The following is a 17,609-nucleotide window of genomic DNA, read 5'->3' on the forward strand; positions in this document are numbered from 1 at the left end:
CACTGTTTTACGGGTAAAATTGAAGCGGGGTGGGTGTGGTAGTTCCCCTTTTGGGGGGCGATATTCGTGCCAGCGGCCCGTCCGGTTATTTTCTTCAAATTTTATTCCCGTTTTTTTGCGATCACGTGTATGGCGGAAATTTCCAAATTGCAAGAACGAATTGCCGACTTGACCGAGCAAGAGCGGTTGCTCCGGCAAGGAGGCGGGGCCGCCGCCATCGCCAAACAACATGCCAAACAACGCGGCACCCCCCGCGAACGCATCAATCAATTGCTCGATCCCGGTTCCCCCGTGCTGGAGCTTGGTCTTTGGGCGGGGTGGCAAATGTACGACCAATGGGGGGGCGCACCGGCGGCCGGAGTGGTCACCTTGATCGGCATGGTGGCCGGGCGGCGACAAATGATCATTGCCAATGATGCCACGGTCAAGGCGGGGGCTTTTTTTCCGGCCACGGCTAAAAAAGTCTTGCGCGCCCAAAAGATCGCCTTTCAAAATCGCTTGCCATTGATATACCTGGTCGACTCGGCCGGGGTATTTTTGCCCTTGCAAGAAGATGTCTTTCCCGATGAAGACGACTTTGGGCGGATTTTTCGCAATAACGCCGTTTTGAGCGCGGCGGGAATTCCCCAACTGGCCGCGATCATGGGGAACTGCGTCGCGGGTGGGGGATATCTGCCGGTGCTCTGCGACCAGTTACTCATGGTCGAGGGCAGCGGCCTCTATCTGGCGGGACCCGCGCTGGTCAAAAGCGCGATCGGTCAAGAGACCGATCATGAAACCCTCGGCGGGGCGGGCATGCACGCCCGCATGAGCGGAACCATTGACGCCCGTTTCCCCGATGAAGCCAGTTGCTTACAGGCCCTGAGGGATCTGTGCGGCATGGCACGGGAAGATGCGCCAGATCCGGCGGCACCGTTTACCCGCGGCCCCGCGCGGGATCCCGCGCGCGACCCCGCTACCCTGGAAACCTTTTTGACCGGGGAAAACCAAGGGGAATACGACATCCGCGCGGTCCTGCGGGGAGTTGTGGATGCCGAGTCCTGGGCGGAATATAAGCCAGAGTATGGACAGACGGTGGTCTGCGGCATGGCCCGCATTGGCGGGTATCCGGTGGGAATCGTGGCGAATCAAAAACAGCGGGTCAAAAATGCCGAGGGTCGATACGAGTTTGGCGGCGTGCTGTACGTCGAAAGCGCGGAAAAAGCCGCGCGGTTTGTCATGCTGTGCAATCAGCAATGGCTGCCGCTGGTTTTTTTGCAGGATGTCAATGGCTTTATGGTGGGTAAAGAGAGCGAGCAAGCGGGCATCATTAAGGCCGGGGCCAAGCTGGTCAACGCCATTTCCAATAGTCGCGTCCCCAAAGTGACGGTGATTACTGGCGGTTCCTTTGGCGCGGGAAACTACGCCCTCTGCGGCAAGGCCTTTGATCCGCGGTTTATTTTTGGCTGGCCCCTTGCCAAATGCGCGGTCATGGGGGGAGCGCAAGCCACCAACACCCTGACCGAGGTCATGCAAAAAAGCCTTACCACGACAGGCCAAGCGCCTCCTGACAAGGAAGCAATCGAATTGCTCCGTGCCCAAGTCCAGGCCGATTACCAACGCCAAATGGACGTCCGCTATGCCGCCGCGCATGGTTGGGTGGATGCGATCATCACTCCCGTGGAAACCCGGGGCGTGCTCATTCAGGTGCTGGATATTGTCACCCGGTCCGTCAGCACCGAGCCTAGCCGCTGGGGGGTGTTTCAAGTGTGAGTGAACTAGCGCCCATTGCTGATTTGGGGGGGGTGGTTCTCTGTGGAGGGGAAAGCACCCGCATGGGCCAGCCGAAGGAATGGCTTTTGCTGGGGGAGGAACCGCTGTTAACGCGAGTTTGCCGCTTGCTCAGTAACTGCGTCGATCCCTTGGTGGTGGTGGCCGCGCCCGGGCAACGGTTGCCGCCACTCCCCGCCCAAGTGCGGATTCTACGCGATCCCCAACCTCAGGCTGGACCGTTGGCGGCGGTGGCGGCGGGACTAAAGCATCTTCAAGGGAATGTGAGCGCGGCTTTTGTCACGGCCTGTGATATGCCGTTTCCCCAGCGGGGGGTCATCAGCCACCTTTTCGCCAAATTAACGCGGTACGCGGTGGTAGTGCCCGTGGCAGACGGGTATCACCAGCCGTTAATGGCTGTCTACCGGACCGATTTAGCGGAAACTTTTGCTGGAATGGCCCAGCATGGAGAAAAAAGCCTGTGGCGCGCCCTGCGGACGGTTGCGGGGGACGGCACGCCCCCCGCGGAGGGATGGGGGATCAAGCACGTTTCAGTGGCGGAAATTTGCCAGCATGACCCCGAGTTGCGTTCGTTGCTAAATATCAATACGCCGCGGGATTGGGAGCATATTCAACAGATGTTTCATCCTTAAAGGGGAGCGGACAGATTTTGAACACCGTGGTGTGTCCACTGCAAGGACTTTTTCCACGCCGAAAAATCGATCCAGGGCCGCCCCGTTGGTGGGGAAGGGGGGGTTATGCCGCCCGGGAGGATTGTTAAGGGGAGATTTTGGGGCCACTTTGTCGTAAACCGCAAGGAATCTCCTGTATTTTGGGGGTGGCGGCGGGGAAATAACCTACACTTGGTCAGTTTCCGCGGTGGCGGTGCCATCCCGCGCTGCGCAATGCCCTGGCTTTGAGATCTTTGAGCGGCACACCACGAATTTTCATTTTGTCGTCAGGATTGTGACCATGTCCCTGTCCAAATGTTCCATCTTGCTGGTCGATGACGATCCCACCGTGCTGCGGATCTTGCAAATGTATTTGAATGCGGACGAATATGAAGTCAACTCGGCCGAGGATGGCCTTGCCGCCTGGGAACAAATCAATCAGCGCTGTCCCGATATTTTGATTACCGATTGGAATATGCCCCGCATGGATGGCCTGGAATTGTTGCGGCGGGTGCAACAGGCCAAGCTGCCGCATTTTGTTTATTCCATTTTATTGACAGCGCGGAATAGTTCAGAGGATATCGCCACGGGGCTAGAGGCCGGATCCAACGACTACGTGTCCAAGCCTGTCTCTCCGGTGGAGTTAAAGGCCCGCTTGCGGGCGGCGCAGCGAATCGTGCAATTAGAGCGCAACTTGCGACAGTTGTCCGAATCGGACTCGCTGACCGGAGCCATGAACCGGCGCACTTTTCACACCCAGCTTACGCGGGAATGGTCCCGCGCCGAACGTTTTGAAAGCGATCTAAGCGTGGTGGTTTTGGATGTGGATTTTTTTAAGAAAGTCAACGACGAACATGGCCACCACGCGGGGGATATGGTGCTGGTCGCCGTGGCAAATTTACTAAGGGAATGCTGCCGACCCAGTGATTATGTCTGCCGGTTCGGGGGAGAGGAATTTGTCGTCCTGTTAACCCAAACCGACGAAGCCGGAGCCGCGACTTGGGCGGATCGGTTTCGCCTGCGCCTGGCGCAAACATTGGTATTTAGCGGCGAAAAAACCTTGCAAATCACGGCCAGCTTTGGCGTGGCCCAAAAGTTGGAGGACACGCCAGATCCCGACAAATTGATCGATCAGGCGGACCAGGGACTGTTAGTGGCCAAGCGCACCGGCCGCAACCGGGTGATTCGCTATTCCCAACTGAATGATCCCATGCTGGATCCCTTTGGCAATGCCGAATTAGAGGACCACCCGCTGGCGCGGATTCCCGCGCGCGATGTGATGACCACGCTGGTCATGTGCCTCAACCAGCACGACAGCATCATGCAAGCGGTCGAATTAGTCCTGCAATTGCGGATTGCCAGCGTTCCCGTCGTGGATGACGATGGCAAACTGGTCGGCATCGTCAGTGAAAAGGACATCATGCTGTTGGATGTGGGACTGGACGGTTGGCGCAAGACCGTCGGCGATATCATGGTCACCAATGTCGTGGCTTATGACGAGCAAACCCCGGCCAAGGAAATATTTGAATTTTTGTGCCGCGTCTCCATCCGCCGCGTGGTCGTCGTCCGCGGGGGGCAACCGGTGGGAATTATCAGTCGCGATTCCTTCTTGCGATGGTTTTCCAACTGGATCCAAGCCAACAAAACAATAGATTCATTCGATGCCGATACGGACGGCGGTAGACGTCCCTTGCGCAGCATGGAGGCCACCATCTCCACCCTCATGCGTCAAAGCCAATATTTGTTGGACCAACTGCAGACCACAGAATCTGTTGAAGATGTGGTCCCCTATGTAGTCGGCGGAGCCACCTGCATGCAGGATCTGGTGAACGATCTGTTGGGCCACTGCCAACAGGTCTTTCAGCCTTAAGTTGTCCCTGGCTGACGCGGCGGGCTGAGATAGTTGTCCCTGGCTGACGCGGCGGGCTGAGATTTCTTGCGCCGCCCACCCTCTCCCTGCCTGCCAAGTGCTGTCTATGATAATGTTTTGACCCGGAAATTCTTTCCGGGCAATGACTCCTGCGGGCATTCAACATCCGGGCAACAGCATTTTTTCCGGCTAAATTGTGGTACAGTGGCCATGCGCATCGCGATCGTGGGAAGTGGAATCTCTGGTTTGACCGCCGGTTATCTGTTGCATCGCCATCACCAAATTACACTCTTGGAGGCTTTGCCCACCCTGGGGGGGCACACCCATACCGTTCAGGTGGAACACGCGGGAAATCGCTGGAATATGGATACCGGCTTTATGGTGTACAACACCCGCACTTATCCGCTCTTTTCACGGTTATTGAACGTATTAGGTGTAAAGACCCAGCCCAGCGATATGAGTTTTGGCGTTAGTTGCGAGCGAACCGGTTGGGAGTATTGCGGGTCCGATTTTAACAGTTTGTTTGCCCAGCGTGTGAATTTACTCCGGCCCCGTTTTTGGGGAATGCTGGCCGAGATTCTGCGCTTTAACCGGCTGGCTCCGCGATTATTAAATGAGCCGGTGGAACCAACGTTGGGTCAGTACCTCCAAGCGGAACGCTTTGGCACGGCATTTACCGAACTCTATTTGCTGCCCATGGCGGCGGCGATCTGGTCCGCCGATCCCCGCGACATTCTCAATTTGCCAGCTCGGTTTTTTGTAAGATTCTTTGTCAATCATGGTTTATTGCAATTACAGGACCGGCCTGTGTGGCGGGTTATTATCGGCGGCGCGAGAAACTATGTGGAGGCCCTCACCGCTCCTTGGGTCTCCTCGATTAGGTTAAATTCCCCCGTCCGTCGCGTGGAACGCCACGCCTCCGGGGTGTTGGTGACCAGCACCGGCAACCAAGCGGAACATTTTGACCAGGTGATTTTTGCCACCCATAGCGACCAAACCCTACGGATTTTGGCGGATGCCACCCCCGCCGAGCGCGAAATTTTATCTTGCCTTCCTTATCAGTCCAATCGGGCGATCCTGCACACCGACACCCGGCTATTGCCGCGTAGTCGCCGCGCATGGGCCAGTTGGAATTATCGCGTCTCCCGTTCATCGGGGCAGCCAGCGGCGGTAACGTATTGGCTCAATCGGTTGCAATCGTTGGATGCGCCCGTGGAATTTTTATGTTCCCTCAATCCCGAGCGCGATATTGATCCCCGGCGTGTTATCCGGGAATTGACGTTTGAGCATCCGATTTTTACCGCCGCGGGGATTTCCGCCCAGGCGAGGCACGGCGAGATAAGCGGTCACAACCGAACGCACTATTGCGGCGCGTATTGGCGGAATGGTTTTCACGAAGATGGTGTCTGGAGCGCGATGCGGGTGGCGCGTGGATTGGGCGTCGATGGCGAAGCGGAATTCAACTTAGCCGAAGGACCGTCTAACGTAACATCCCGGGAAAAAGCCCAAGTTACCACAGATGCGAGTATGAAAGGTAAAAACCCCCTCCCCGTTTACTCCTTTGCCGGATATTAACGTCCCTTGGTGGCAAGTAAGCCGAGCTGAAAAAAGTCAATTTTTATTTCATAAAATTTGAATCCCAGCGGTTTTTCGCAAAATAGGACCCGCAGCATTCGCTAAAACTAGCCGCGACGCATCCTATGGGTCAAAATGCCGAAAAATTCAGTACTTGTCCAAACTGGACAAAGTGCTAAAGTTGGTTGTAAATGGGTATCATCCCAGGCGTTTGTTGGGTAAATTTTGTGCCTTTACGCTAGTTGCATGCAAAGCGCGCTCTATTTTGGTCATTTAAGCCATCGTCGCTTTGTCCCATGGTCCCACGCCTTTACCGCTCGGGGTTTTTGGTTGTATTTGGATTTGGCGGAAGCCCCCCGGGTGTTTGCCGGACGCTGGTTTTGGGGGATAAATCAAGCCCGCTGGGCCACGTTTTTGCGACGGGACCATTTTGGCGATCCGGCGGTTCCGCTGGAAGAGTCGGTGGCGGAACTCGTTTCCACCCGGACAGGCGAGCCACCCCGGGGACCGGTCCGATTGCTGACTTTTTTACGCATGGGGGGATATTACTTTAATCCCTTGACGGTTTATTACTGCTTTGACGCCGCGGACCAACGGGTCGAAACAATCGTGGCGGAGGTTAGCAACACACCCTGGTTGGAGCGGCATTGCTATGTGCTGCGTCCGGGGGAATCCAGCAACATAGATAACACTGCCGGACAGGCCAATCATTTTTCCTCGCAATGGGCCAAGGAGTTTCATGTCTCGCCGTTTATGCCCATGGACCATGAATACCGGTGGCATTCGACATTGCCCGGCGACCAGTTGGCAATTCAATTGGAGAACTGGCGGGGCACCGCGCGGCAGTTTTCCGCGTGTTTGACGTTGCGACGGACCGAAATCTCGGGCCGGGCGCTGGCATACGCCCTCTGCCGCTATCCGCTGCAACCCTTGGCGGCCACGGCGGGGATTTATTGGCAGGCGCTCTGTCTATGGTGGAAAGGAGCCCGCTACTATCCCCATCCCGGCGCCACTCTCGATTCCGCGCCGACTTCCCCGGCCAGTCCTCCCCTGGTCAACAGTGCGTAGCGCCGTTTTCGCAATCATCCCGTTAAATCTTAGTTGCCATTTGACTTTGTCTGATTTTTCATTTTTTCCGCAAGCTTTTTTGCCTTAAATTCGTTATGCAATCTGGTTCGCCAAGCCTGCCGCAGTCTCCCGCCGTACCGTTGCGTTTACTGCCCATCCATCCACGACGCCCCGAGGAAAATAGTTCCCACCCCGTGGTCTCGCGGGAGAAAAACTCGTGGTTTTACCGCCGCTGGCAACAAGCATTTTGGGGGCGATTGAATCGGTTACGCGCGGGGACCCTCGTGCTGCGCGAGGGAAACGTTGTAAAAACATTTGGCCGAACCGAGATTGCATCCAGCGCTCCGCCTACCCGCCCCGCCGGTCAAGTTGATTTGGCGACTATGTTTGCGGATGACTGCTTCTCGCAGATTCCGCCGGTCTCGGTGGAAATACTAAATCCCCGCTTGTATGGCGAATTGGCCCTGGGGGGAAGCCTGGCTGCGGGAGAGACTTACGCCCGTGGTTGGTGGCGGGCAAGTGAACTAACGGACTTTTTGCGGTTGATGCTCCGCAACACCCAGGAGTTGCGGCTGGATGGAGGGTCCGCCTGGCTGAAACGGGTGGGGCATGTGTTGCTGCATTGGTGGCAACGCAATACCGTTCGCGGCAGCCGCCAAAATATCTCCGCGCATTATGATCTAGGGAACGATTTTTTTGCCCAGTTTCTCGATCCCACGCTGTCCTACTCTTGCGCGCGATTTAGCACCCCCCAAACCGATCTGGAGTCCGCCTCACTGGCCAAAATTGACGACTTGTGCCAAAAACTGGATTTACGCGCAGGTGATCATCTGCTGGAGATTGGCACTGGCTGGGGGGCTTTTGCTCTGCATGCGGCGCGCAAATACGGTTGCCGGGTGACCACCACCACCATTTCGCGCGAGCAAGCCGCGCACGCCCGCGCCAAAATCACCAACGCGGGTTTATCCGACCGGATCACCCTCTTGGAGCAAGATTATCGCCAGTTACGCGGACAATATGACAAATTGGTCTCCGTGGAAATGCTGGAAGCCGTGGGCCACCAATTTTATGATCGGTATTTTTCCCAATGCGCGCAGCTTCTCAAGCCCGGGGGAAAGTTTGCCCTGCAATCCATCACGATAGCCGATCAAAAGTTTGACCAATATCGCCGGGGGGTTGATTTTATTCAGCGATATATTTTTCCCGGCGGCTGTTTACCCAGCGTGACCGCCATTTGCCAATCCTTGACGCGGGCCACGCGGCTAAGGGTTGTCCAGCTAGAGGATCTTTCGGCGCATTACGCTCACACGTTGGCTTTGTGGCGGCGGGAGTTTAATAAGAATCTGGATAAAATACGCGCATTAGGTTATCCGGAGACGTTTTTGCGGTTATGGGAGTATTACTTTTGTTACTGCGAGGCGGGATTTCGCGAGCGGCAGATTGGCCTGGCGCAGTTAGTATTGGCCTAGAGGTGCCTCCCTATTTTTTGCGCAACAGCGGATTGTTGAGTTGCTCATCGGGAATGAGTAACTCGGGGATGACCCGCCCCCCAATGACGGTTTCGTCGAGGATGCGATCGACATCGGCGGCGGTGACATGGCCGTACCAGATTTCCTGGGGATACAGAACCAGGCAAGGCCCGAGTTCGCACTGGTCCAGGCAGCCAGCTTTGTTGACGCGAACCGCAGGAGAAAGTTTGCGGGCCGCCGCCGCGGATTTAAGCTTTTCACGAAGTTCTTCGTTGCCCGCGGGATCACAACAGCCACGGGGATGCCCATCGGAACGCTGATTGCAGCAGACAAAGAGATGGCAGGTAAATTTGGGCATGGCCGCGAAATTGAGCCAAATAAAGTAAAGAAACAGTAGCCGCAAGAAATACAAGAATAGCAAGAAGTTACAGTCAACGTTAGCCGCAAGAAATAAAAGAAATATGCAAATTACATAAAATTTCAAGTTGTATTAGGCGTCATTCAGAAAATTCGCGGGACTTTTTGGCTCTCGCGGTGTTTAATAGTTTCACCGAAATCAACAACTCAACGGTAAATTTCAGGATTTTTTGCCATGTCCCGTATTGCCAGCACTCGCGCGAGTTCTTTTTCCTCCGGCTGGAGCCTGTTGCTTTGCCAGGCATTGCTATTTAGCCAGAGTCTGTTTTTTTGCGAAGTCACGGCGCTCTCCGCCGAAGATTGGGCCCGTTTTCGCGGCCCCAATGGGAGCGGCATCAGTAATGAGACCGTCCCAACCACCTGGAGCGATACCGAAAACCTGAAATGGAAAACCCCCTTGCCCGGTTATGGCTCTTCCAGCCCCATCATCGTGGGCGATAAGGTGTTTGTCACATGTTATTCCGGTTATGGGACCGAAGGGGGGGGGAATCAGGAAAATTTGCGGCGGCATCTGGTCTGCGTGAATCGCGTGGATGGCAAGATTCTGTGGGATAAAACCGTGAACGCTATCTTGCCCGAGGATGACGCCCAGGGCTTTTTAAATGAGCATGGTTATGCCAGCAGCACGCCCACCAGTGACGGTGAGCGGGTGTATGTCTTTTATGGCAAGAGCGGGGCGTTGGCATACGACCTAGAAGGGAACCAACTCTGGCAGGTTTCCCTTGGTACGCAATCCAGCAACCGCCGTTGGGGATCGGCCGCCAGCCCAATTTTGTATCAGGATTTGGTGATTATTAACGCGTCGGAGGAAAGCCTGGCGATTTATGCCCTTGATAAAAAAACGGGCGAGGTCAAATGGAAGTCCCCCGGCGACACGCTGGAACTCAGCTACAGCACGCCGATCCTGGTGGAGCAACCCAATGGCAAGACCGAACTGGTCGTGCAGGTGGCGAACGAGGTTTGGGGGCTAAATCCGGAGAACGGCAAGCTAAAATGGTTCGCCCAGGTACCAGTGCCGGGAAATGCATCCCCCAGCGCGGTCGCGCATGACGGGGTGGTTTATGTGACCGGTGGCCGGGGGGGCGGATCGGCGGCGGTCAAAACCGGCGGACGCGGGGACGTCACGGCGACGCATGTGGTTTGGACCAGCAATCAAGGCTCTTATGTCCCGTCACCCGTGGTTCACGATGGCAAATTGTATTGGGTGGACGAAAAAGGGTTGGCGGTCTGCCTGGATGCGGCCACCGGCAAGGAAGTTTATCGTCAGCGGATTCGGGGGAACGAGGATTTTCGCGGGAACGCGTTTTACTCCTCGGTGGGCCTGATCGGGGATAAGCTGTACGCCGTCAGCCGCCGCGCGGGAACGTTTGTTTACGCGCCGGGGGAAAAGTTTGAACAACTGGCCCAAAACCAATTTGCCGATGATGCCACCGACGCGAATGCCAGCCCCGCGGTCTGCGGGGGGAATTTGTTTATCCGAACGAATAAGTATCTGTACTGCGTGGGAAAGTGAGACGAGGGGGAGACGTGAGTCTCCCGGTATGGCGAGCGGGAGACGTGAGTCTCCCGGTATGCACGGAATTCACTATCTAACCCCAGTCTCTTACTTTTACTTTTCCAGTACACGTTCATTTTCAAAAAGTTCATGTGCCCAAGTTAAGAGCGGACTTTTTTGATTCTGAATATACCGCACAACCGCTCGAATTGCGTTTTCACCTGTGATCTTTCGCTTCGAGCCGGATTGAGTCCACCAAGCTGGCGGGGGACTATCCACCTGAACTTGATTCAATTTGCGACTGCCATAGCTCTTAAAATCGCCCAGTATTTTTTCAGGGATCGGATCTCCGGGTACTCCTACAATTAAATGGATATGATTGCGCATTATTGCCACTGCGAATAATGTCCAATTCCGAACATTTCCGGTTTCTAAAAACTGTGGCAGTAGTTGTTCCGCATGCATTCTTGTTAGATAAACTGGCGGCTGTTTAAGTAGAGAGTGCGAATAGCACGCCAAGGGTTCAACTGAATGATCTATACTTGTGCCTGGTCGATTATGAATAAAGTTACGGCCAGCTAAAGTGCGCTGTTTGGTGACAAAGCCGCGTTCCTCGCCAGGCAACCATGTCCCATACGTTGTCCAAGTCAAAAACCAAATACGGTCGATATTTTTCATACATCACAAAACAAGTTGATTTTGGGAAATGTTCTTCACCTTTCAGGTAGTGTACATATGTTCTGAATGAGTGTCAAGAGTCCAGAAGAAAAACAATCAAGAAAAATGGTCGGATTACTGACCGCTACCGGTAGCGCTGATACCGGCAGGCTAATGCCTGCCGCTCGCCGTTACCGGCAGGCTAACGCCTACCGCTCGCCCCTGCCCCCCCCTACGCCGGTGTATGCCGGAACTTACGCACACGGCCGTAAGGCACCCATTCCAGCACGTAGAGGCTCCCCTGGGAGTCGACCGTCAGGGCATGGGGTGCCTGGAACTTATCGGCCAGGCCATGCTGGAACAGTTCCGCCTGTTGGCCCTTGCCGTCGCCGAGGACCGCGGCCGGTTTGTCGTCAGGCGTGATGATTGTCACCATGCTAGCCAGGTCGGGAATATACAAGTGCCCGCCATGCTGGTAAAAGCAGCAAGGATTACGGACGAAGTCGCCGCTGACGGTTCGCTTGTATTTTAGATCAAGATCAAACACCTCGTAGCGGCCATTGGCCCGGTCAGCGATGTACACTTCCGGTTCCTTGCCTAGCGTACTCACCCAGACGCCGTGGCAGGTGCTAAACTGGCCATGTTCCTTGCCGGGACCCCCGATCGTTTTTAGGTGTTTAAAGTTCTTATCAAAGCGGCTGACGCGCTGGCTGCCGTAACCGTCAACCACGTAAATATCGCCATTGGGTGCAATCGCCACATCGGTGGGGTTGGACCAATCAAACTTTTGGGCAGTTGAATTTTCTTGTTCCACATTGCCAATGGTATACAGCACCTTGCCGTGCAGGTCGGTCTTGTACACGCGGGCACCGATGCGGGGACTGCCATTACCACCGGCTACGTTTTCGGTAAAGTACAGGAACTCTTCGTTTCCTTCCTTGCTCCAATACAAGCAGTGCGCGGTGTCCTTGATCTGTTGGGTGTCATAGCCAATGTGGTCACCAAAGTCCTTGCTCCAAGTTTCCAGCAGTTTCCCCTCGCGGTCAAAGATCGCCACGCAAGGAGAGGTGGAGCGGGTGGTCACATAAATGCGGTCGGCGGCATCCGCGACAATTCCGCAACCAAAGCCAAAGGACATCCCCTCGGGCAATTTGCCCCAAGTCGGGTCGAGGGTAAAGGTCCACTCGCCGCTGCCGAGTTTTGCGGGGTTTTGGGCCTGGATGGCGGCGTTTTTCTTGGCTAATTCGTTTTGCACCGCCGCGCGGGCGTCCGCTTCGGCGGCGCGAACTTTGGCTTCCTCGGCGGCCCGTTTAGCCCGGATCGCGTTTTCATCGGCGGCCGACAGGTTCGCGGACGAACCATCGAGTAACGCGCTCCCTACAAAAATCCCGCCGGCGGTCGTGGCTCCCAGTTTTAATAGATCGCGGCGCTGCAACTTGGCGGGAAATAAAAATTCGTGGCTCATGGTTGACTCGAGTGGTGGGGAGGTGTTGGGGACGAGTGGGGGATGTGTGGGATGAACAATTTGCGATTTAACGCGCGGCTCTTGGCCGCAGACATAAATTACATGATTTTTTGGCCAAAGGGAAAGAGAATTGTGGAGTGAGGAGAGGAAATTTTACGGAACATGGCATTTTGCAAGTGGGTTGCAGGTTGTCTAAAGCTAAAAACTCGTTTCGGGTGATGCTTGTCAGATTGTTAGGCTTCAACGTGATCAATTAGTAAAAATGATGATTTCCCGAATTCTGAGCTTGATATACTGTACTTAAACTTCCCCGTTGTAACTACATACTATAGGAGTGTTTTTATGTCACAATCCGATCATTCTCGCTTTGGTAGCCAATTTCATAACGAGTATATTGAAGATGCGAATGAACAACGCGGCAATATTTATAATTCGGTTCCAGAACATTCTGGTCAGACGGCTGGAGATTCGAAGCAAGCGAATGCACCAATAAATGAATTGCAGAAGTTTACCGTCTTATTTAAGGAGGGTAAGTCCTTTGCGGTTTGGGGTCATGAGTTGAAATACGAAAATAATGCACCCACAGGACCAGTTGTTTATTCAATTGTCAAGCTAGTCCAACGAGGTGAGAAGTCCATCGAAACCGTTGTAGCGGTTTTTAGCGCTTGGGATATTGCAGGAATAATTCAGGGTGAATTGCCTGCAACATTAGAAAAATCATAATGGCACTATTTCTGCTTGCAACTCACTCCCCGATCACCTTCACCAGCACCCGTTTGTCGCGCCGACCGTCGAATTCGCCGTAAAAAATCTGCTCCCACGGGCCAAAATCCAGCTTGCCGCGCGTCACCGCCACAACCACCTCCCGGCCCATGATCTGCCGCTTTAAGTGCGCGTCGGCGTTGTCCTCCCCCGTCCGGTTGTGCGCGTAGCGCGCGGGGGACGCGTCAAAGGGGGCTAGTTGCTCCAGCCAGCGTTCGTAATCGGCATGCAGGCCGCGCTCGTCGTCGTTAATAAATACGCTGGCCGTGATGTGCATGGCATTGACCAGGCATAGCCCCTCCTGGATGCCGCTGCGCGCGACCAGTTGGGCCACCGTGTCGGTAATGTTCAGAAATCCCCTCCGCGCGGGGATGTGAAACGTCAGGTATTCGGTGAGGGATTTCATGGAATCATTATTTTATCCGGAGTCGTAGGGCGGAACGAGTTCCGCCAAAAATCGTAGTTCCGCCGTAGTCAAAGGTGTTTTCACACATCGGATTCCGGTTTGAAAGTATTCTCATACACGTCAGATCACGATCCTCCCTACATTAAGTGTTGAATTGTGAACGGTGCCAGAAACGATAAATTGCGGTTGATACCACGCCCAAGCATAACCCCAGACCCAGCATGCCCGCCAACTCCCCGTACCGCACATAAAAGCTCAGCCAGTCGCGCGGGGGGTCCGCGAAAATTTGTGCCCGCACGATTAAGATATCCGGGGCGTGCCGTTTTCCCTGGGCGGTAATTCTACCCAAGGGGTCGATCGCCGCGGAAAAGCCGGTGTTCGCCGCAATGAGCATTGGCCGCCGCGTCTCCACTGCGCGAAACACCCCGCACACCAAATGCAAATCCAACTCGCTACTGCCAAAGAACCAGCCGTCGTTGCTCAGATTCACCAGCACATCCGGCGTTTCGCCAGCGGCGTGCAGTTCCAGCATTTGCCTGCGGATCACTTGGGGCAGCACGTTTTCATAACAAATACTAGGGGAGATGCGGACTGGCGGGCTAGCAGCGGGGGGCGGGGCGATTTGTGGCGAAATCCCCGTGACGGGACCGGCGACTGGCACTGGTAGACTACGGGCCGCGATTCCCGGATTGAGACCCCTCCCCACCGGTGTTAATTCATAAATCCAAGGAAAGTAGTAACCCAGCGGCATATATTCGCCGCACAGGACCAGATGCCGTTTGTCATAAAAGTCAAGACTTGTTGAATTACCGCTCGGCGCAGGCATTCCCGCAAACAAAGCGGCCGAGTTATAACGCTCGAATCGCGGTTTGTTATTTGCCAGTTCCTCCAAAGTGCTTTTTAAAAAGTGGACGCGTTCCGCACCGATCAAAAAACTACCAATCGTGGCCTGGGGAGCTACCTCCCCCTGGGAGACGCGGGGTAGAAAAACCGTCCGCGACCAAAGAAAATCTTGTAACTGCCGGGCAACCTTGTCGGCAAATTCCGCTGGTGGCATTTTCAGCTCGGGCGGCGGCAAAAAGTCTTCCGCAAACGACGAAAGGGGATAGCGATAGATTGATTCCGGCCAGACTAGTAAATCGAGTTGCCGCACTGGTTGTGGCAGCATGGATAACTGTTGTTCCACGCGAGTGACATGAGCGGCCAGCTCTGGCGGGATGAAAACTTTCGGGTCGCTCTGACGCCGGACGGCCAACCCGACCGCTTGGGTCAAATCGCCATACTCCCGCATGACGGGCGTGGTTTTGTCGGTGTCGGGATCAAAAGTCGTGTCGTAGTTTCCCTGGATCAGCGCCGCGGTCATGACAGGTTGAAGAGATTGTCGCAGGGCAAAGTGCCCATAAATCAAAACCGCGGCCAAAACTCCTCCGCCGATCACTCCCTCGCCGATCATTTGGCGTCGGCAGATGCGCTCATGCCAGAGGGCGCTGGCCAGCCAGGCCGCCGGTAGCAGCACCACCCCGCTGACCAGCGTCGTACCCCCAAGCTCGGCCACTTGGATAAGCGTTAGCCAGCGATGCTGTGTATGCGCCAGGCAGGCCATGCTAAAACCGCTCAGAAACCACTGCCGCGCAAATTCCAGTCCCATCCAAACCAAGGGTGCCGCCAGCGGTAGCGACCACCGCCAGCGGTGGACCGCCACGCGTGAGATTGCCACCAACAAGGGTAAGTACACCGCCAAGTACGCGCATAAGAGCACGCCCGCGATAGCCGTCATCCAATGTGGCAATCGCAGCCAATGTAACACCAGCAGCCAATGGACCATCCCGGCTAGATAAAGCGATAAATACGGCCGCCAACCGGGAAGTCGCGGCAATGCGATTAAGCGCAGCCAGGGAAGCGTGGCCACCCATGCCAATGGCCACAAATCGATGGGAGGAAAGCTCAGCGCCAGCAGGACACTCCCCAGCATGGCGGAGAACAGCGTGCCATGTAAAACCTCTTGCCACGGGGAGCCGGGGCGAGCGGCTGGCGGTAGCGTGGTGATTGATGCATCTTCCATGACAGTTGGCTTTCTTTGAATATATTTGCGCTATGTCCACGCGGCAAAATATGATTTTACACAGCGCAATCAGGGCGCGTTGATTTTGCGTTTTAAAATAAAGGTAAAACCTCTACGTTATCCCCGGGAAAATACTCCTTATCGCCCGCGGGAAAGGCAATCAGCCCCTCCGCCAAGGCGTACGCCAGCAAATCCGCCGAGCCAGCGCTCTTGAGTGGCATCGCCCAGATGTGCGCGCCCCGTTTTTCCAATCGCGCGGGAAAATACGTGGGCCGGTCGCCACGATGGATAAAATCGTTGGCCAATAGCGCTGGCTGGGTGGAAATAGCCTTTTCCACATACAGGCCGCGTAGGGCGGCAATCGCCAGTTTGACAAATAGTTCGCAGCAGACACCGCTACTGACGGGATTTCCTGGCAGGCCAAAGACCAGCGTGCGTGTTCGTGTGATTTCCGGCGCGATTTGGTTTTCCGGCTCATACACGCCAAACCACAGCGGTTTACCTGGTTTGAGACGAATTTTATGAAAGACTTTGCGGACTCCTAATTCTTGTAACACTTGGGGGACCAGGTCGAGCAGTCCCGCCGATACGCCGCCGGACAACAGCAAAATATCCGCATTTAAGCCCAGCGTAATTTTTTGCCGTAATTCTGGCAAATTGTCCCGGGCAATGCCAATGACCCGCGGTTCGCCCCCTGCGATGTGAATAGCCGCTTGCAACAAATGGCTGTTGCTATTGCGTATTTGCGCCCCCACGGGTTCTTGCCCAATCGGCACCAATTCATCCCCCGTGCTTAGTATAGCCACGGTCGGACGGGGATGGACCGCCACAGTGGTGATTCCTTGATCAGCCAAAAGTCCAATGCACGCGGGAGAGAGAGGTTGTCCAGGCTGCAACAAGCTTTGCCCCGCCGAGATGGCTGCCCCTTTTTTTAAGATATTTTGACCAGCTTTTGTGCTTTCCAAAAGTTGGATCGTATGGGGTTGGTCGCCACTGAATGAAGCATTTGCCAACTTTTCCGCGTTAGCGGTCAGATCAACCGGACGTGTCCGTTCGTGCATGACCACGGCGGCGGTGCCCGTGGGGATAGGTGCTCCGGTCATAATCCGCGCGCACTGACCCGCCAGCAGGGGGGTGTGCGAAACCGCTCCAGCAAAAATTTCCTGAGTGACCTGCAGGATTTCTCCCTCGCCTAGATTGGCGTCACCGACGGCATAGCCGTCAACCATAGCTTTGCTAAATGGAGGGGAGTCCCCGGTACTATGGATCTCCTCCGCCAAGACCAGATGGATAGACTTATCTAGGGGCAAAGTCGTTGCCGTCAAAGGCTTTACGACAGAAAGTACCGTTTCCCGGGCGGCGGCAACGCTAAGTAAATCTGGCATATATCAACGCTGAGCGGATTCTTTGGGGAAGGGAAACATGCCCCAATTGAGCTGGGGCAATAGCATTAAGTCTTTTAGCAGTATTATGTTATGTTTCGTGGAAGGATGGCAATGGGGAAAAGTTATACCCGGTGAGCAAAAACTCCTACGGCACGGGGGAACAAAACGGGCGGGTTACAGGAAAACTATGTTTTTGGTAGATTTGTACATGGAAAACGCCAGTATTATCGTCGGCGGGAGCAGCAGGGCAAAAAGTGTTAGCGGATGGAAGTTGATGTGGCACGAAGGATTGCCAAACATCATGCCGGGCGATTTGTGCCATAAAAACGAGTTGCAGGAAAGGATGAGCCAGGGGGGCTGGATGGATTAGGGAAGTTATCGGATCGGCTAAGCCAGCCTCAGGGAGTTTTCCACACCAATCGCCAGAATTCCGCCGATATTTGAGATTGCTAGATTATTTTGACCGACGGACCCTTTGCACCATGCCAGCTTCATTGTCCATGATTTTTTGGCCGGGCAAAAAGTAATTCTATTTGAATTACGTTTCCAAACCGCAAA

15 protein-coding genes are annotated in these 17,609 nt (G+C 54.9%); 9 read left to right on the forward strand and 6 right to left on the reverse strand.

The window, feature by feature from the left end; genetic code table 11:
- The first annotated feature begins 129 nt into the window (after positions 1-129).
- From SFX18_00855 to SFX18_00880, 6 genes are all read left to right on the forward strand, one after another.
- Positions 130-1,752, forward strand: coding sequence for an acyl-CoA carboxylase subunit beta (locus tag SFX18_00855; protein MDX1961667.1), 1,623 nt, complete (start codon positions 130-132; stop codon positions 1,750-1,752).
- On the forward strand, positions 1,749-2,402 hold the full coding sequence (locus SFX18_00860) for a molybdenum cofactor guanylyltransferase (protein MDX1961668.1): 654 nt from the start codon (positions 1,749-1,751) through the stop codon (positions 2,400-2,402). Before SFX18_00855 ends, SFX18_00860 begins: the two co-directional genes overlap by 4 nt.
- A 319-nt stretch (positions 2,403-2,721) precedes the next feature.
- Complete coding sequence (locus SFX18_00865; protein MDX1961669.1) at positions 2,722-4,290, forward strand: diguanylate cyclase; 1,569 nt, start codon at positions 2,722-2,724, stop codon at positions 4,288-4,290.
- 210 nt (positions 4,291-4,500) lie between these two features.
- Complete coding sequence (locus tag SFX18_00870; protein ID MDX1961670.1) at positions 4,501-5,865, forward strand: FAD-dependent oxidoreductase; 1,365 nt, start codon at positions 4,501-4,503, stop codon at positions 5,863-5,865.
- Positions 5,866-6,111: 246 nt separating this feature from the next.
- Positions 6,112-6,933: a DUF1365 domain-containing protein gene (locus SFX18_00875; GenBank protein MDX1961671.1), complete on the forward strand. Its 822-nt coding sequence runs from the start codon at positions 6,112-6,114 to the stop codon at positions 6,931-6,933.
- 95 nt (positions 6,934-7,028) lie between these two features.
- Positions 7,029-8,402 carry a cyclopropane-fatty-acyl-phospholipid synthase family protein gene (locus SFX18_00880; GenBank protein ID MDX1961672.1) on the forward strand — a complete coding sequence of 458 codons (1,374 nt, stop codon included), beginning with the start codon at positions 7,029-7,031 and terminating at the stop codon, positions 8,400-8,402.
- Between the two features lie 10 nt (positions 8,403-8,412).
- Here the strand turns inward: SFX18_00880 and SFX18_00885 are convergent, their stop codons facing one another.
- Positions 8,413-8,760, reverse strand: coding sequence for a (2Fe-2S) ferredoxin domain-containing protein (locus SFX18_00885; protein MDX1961673.1), 348 nt, complete (start codon positions 8,758-8,760; stop codon positions 8,413-8,415).
- Between the two features lie 234 nt (positions 8,761-8,994).
- Here SFX18_00885 and SFX18_00890 point away from each other — a divergent pair, with 234 nt between their 5' ends.
- Complete coding sequence (locus tag SFX18_00890) at positions 8,995-10,332, forward strand: PQQ-binding-like beta-propeller repeat protein (protein ID MDX1961674.1); 1,338 nt, start codon at positions 8,995-8,997, stop codon at positions 10,330-10,332.
- A gap of 96 nt (positions 10,333-10,428) precedes the next feature.
- Here SFX18_00890 and SFX18_00895 read toward each other — a convergent pair whose 3' ends face one another.
- Positions 10,429-10,992 (reverse strand): transposase, encoded by a 564-nt coding sequence (locus SFX18_00895; protein MDX1961675.1) that lies wholly within the window; start codon positions 10,990-10,992, stop codon positions 10,429-10,431.
- Between the two features lie 211 nt (positions 10,993-11,203).
- On the reverse strand, positions 11,204-12,436 hold the full coding sequence (locus SFX18_00900) for a hypothetical protein (GenBank protein ID MDX1961676.1): 1,233 nt from the start codon (positions 12,434-12,436) through the stop codon (positions 11,204-11,206).
- A 342-nt stretch (positions 12,437-12,778) separates the two neighbouring features.
- Between SFX18_00900 and SFX18_00905 the strand changes: the two genes are divergently transcribed.
- Positions 12,779-13,159: a hypothetical protein gene (locus tag SFX18_00905; GenBank protein MDX1961677.1), complete on the forward strand. Its 381-nt coding sequence runs from the start codon at positions 12,779-12,781 to the stop codon at positions 13,157-13,159.
- Between the two features lie 22 nt (positions 13,160-13,181).
- Here the strand turns inward: SFX18_00905 and SFX18_00910 are convergent, their stop codons facing one another.
- The 3 genes from SFX18_00910 to SFX18_00920 form a co-directional block, all read right to left on the reverse strand.
- Entirely contained in the window at positions 13,182-13,604 is a 423-nt protein-coding gene (locus SFX18_00910) for a secondary thiamine-phosphate synthase enzyme YjbQ (protein MDX1961678.1), read from the reverse strand.
- A gap of 142 nt (positions 13,605-13,746) precedes the next feature.
- Complete coding sequence (gene lnt, locus SFX18_00915) at positions 13,747-15,666, reverse strand: apolipoprotein N-acyltransferase (GenBank protein ID MDX1961679.1); 1,920 nt, start codon at positions 15,664-15,666, stop codon at positions 13,747-13,749.
- Between the two features lie 92 nt (positions 15,667-15,758).
- Positions 15,759-17,051, reverse strand: a complete 1,293-nt coding sequence (locus SFX18_00920) for a molybdopterin molybdotransferase MoeA (protein MDX1961680.1) — start codon at positions 17,049-17,051, stop codon at positions 15,759-15,761.
- A gap of 37 nt (positions 17,052-17,088) precedes the next feature.
- Between SFX18_00920 and SFX18_00925 the strand changes: the two genes are divergently transcribed.
- Positions 17,089-17,421: a hypothetical protein gene (locus SFX18_00925; protein ID MDX1961681.1), complete on the forward strand. Its 333-nt coding sequence runs from the start codon at positions 17,089-17,091 to the stop codon at positions 17,419-17,421.
- Positions 17,422-17,609: the final 188 nt, after the last annotated feature.

The organism is Pirellulales bacterium (assembly GCA_033762255.1).
GTDB lineage: Bacteria > Planctomycetota > Planctomycetia > Pirellulales > JALHPA01 > JANRLT01.

Coding starts and splice junctions, on each gene's coding strand:
- SFX18_00895 (MDX1961675.1), bottom strand. CDS start 10,992: ATGAAAAATATCGACCGTATTTGGTTTTTGACTTGGACAACGTATGGG.
- SFX18_00865 (MDX1961669.1), top strand. CDS start 2,722: ATGTCCCTGTCCAAATGTTCCATCTTGCTGGTCGATGACGATCCCACC.
- SFX18_00880 (MDX1961672.1), top strand. CDS start 7,029: ATGCAATCTGGTTCGCCAAGCCTGCCGCAGTCTCCCGCCGTACCGTTG.
- SFX18_00905 (MDX1961677.1), top strand. CDS start 12,779: ATGTCACAATCCGATCATTCTCGCTTTGGTAGCCAATTTCATAACGAG.
- SFX18_00855 (MDX1961667.1), top strand. CDS start 130: ATGGCGGAAATTTCCAAATTGCAAGAACGAATTGCCGACTTGACCGAG.
- SFX18_00890 (MDX1961674.1), top strand. CDS start 8,995: ATGTCCCGTATTGCCAGCACTCGCGCGAGTTCTTTTTCCTCCGGCTGG.
- SFX18_00885 (MDX1961673.1), bottom strand. CDS start 8,760: ATGCCCAAATTTACCTGCCATCTCTTTGTCTGCTGCAATCAGCGTTCC.
- SFX18_00925 (MDX1961681.1), top strand. CDS start 17,089: ATGCCCCAATTGAGCTGGGGCAATAGCATTAAGTCTTTTAGCAGTATT.
- lnt (MDX1961679.1), bottom strand. CDS start 15,666: ATGGAAGATGCATCAATCACCACGCTACCGCCAGCCGCTCGCCCCGGC.
- SFX18_00910 (MDX1961678.1), bottom strand. CDS start 13,604: ATGAAATCCCTCACCGAATACCTGACGTTTCACATCCCCGCGCGGAGG.
- SFX18_00920 (MDX1961680.1), bottom strand. CDS start 17,051: ATGCCAGATTTACTTAGCGTTGCCGCCGCCCGGGAAACGGTACTTTCT.
- SFX18_00875 (MDX1961671.1), top strand. CDS start 6,112: ATGCAAAGCGCGCTCTATTTTGGTCATTTAAGCCATCGTCGCTTTGTC.
- SFX18_00870 (MDX1961670.1), top strand. CDS start 4,501: ATGCGCATCGCGATCGTGGGAAGTGGAATCTCTGGTTTGACCGCCGGT.
- SFX18_00900 (MDX1961676.1), bottom strand. CDS start 12,436: ATGAGCCACGAATTTTTATTTCCCGCCAAGTTGCAGCGCCGCGATCTA.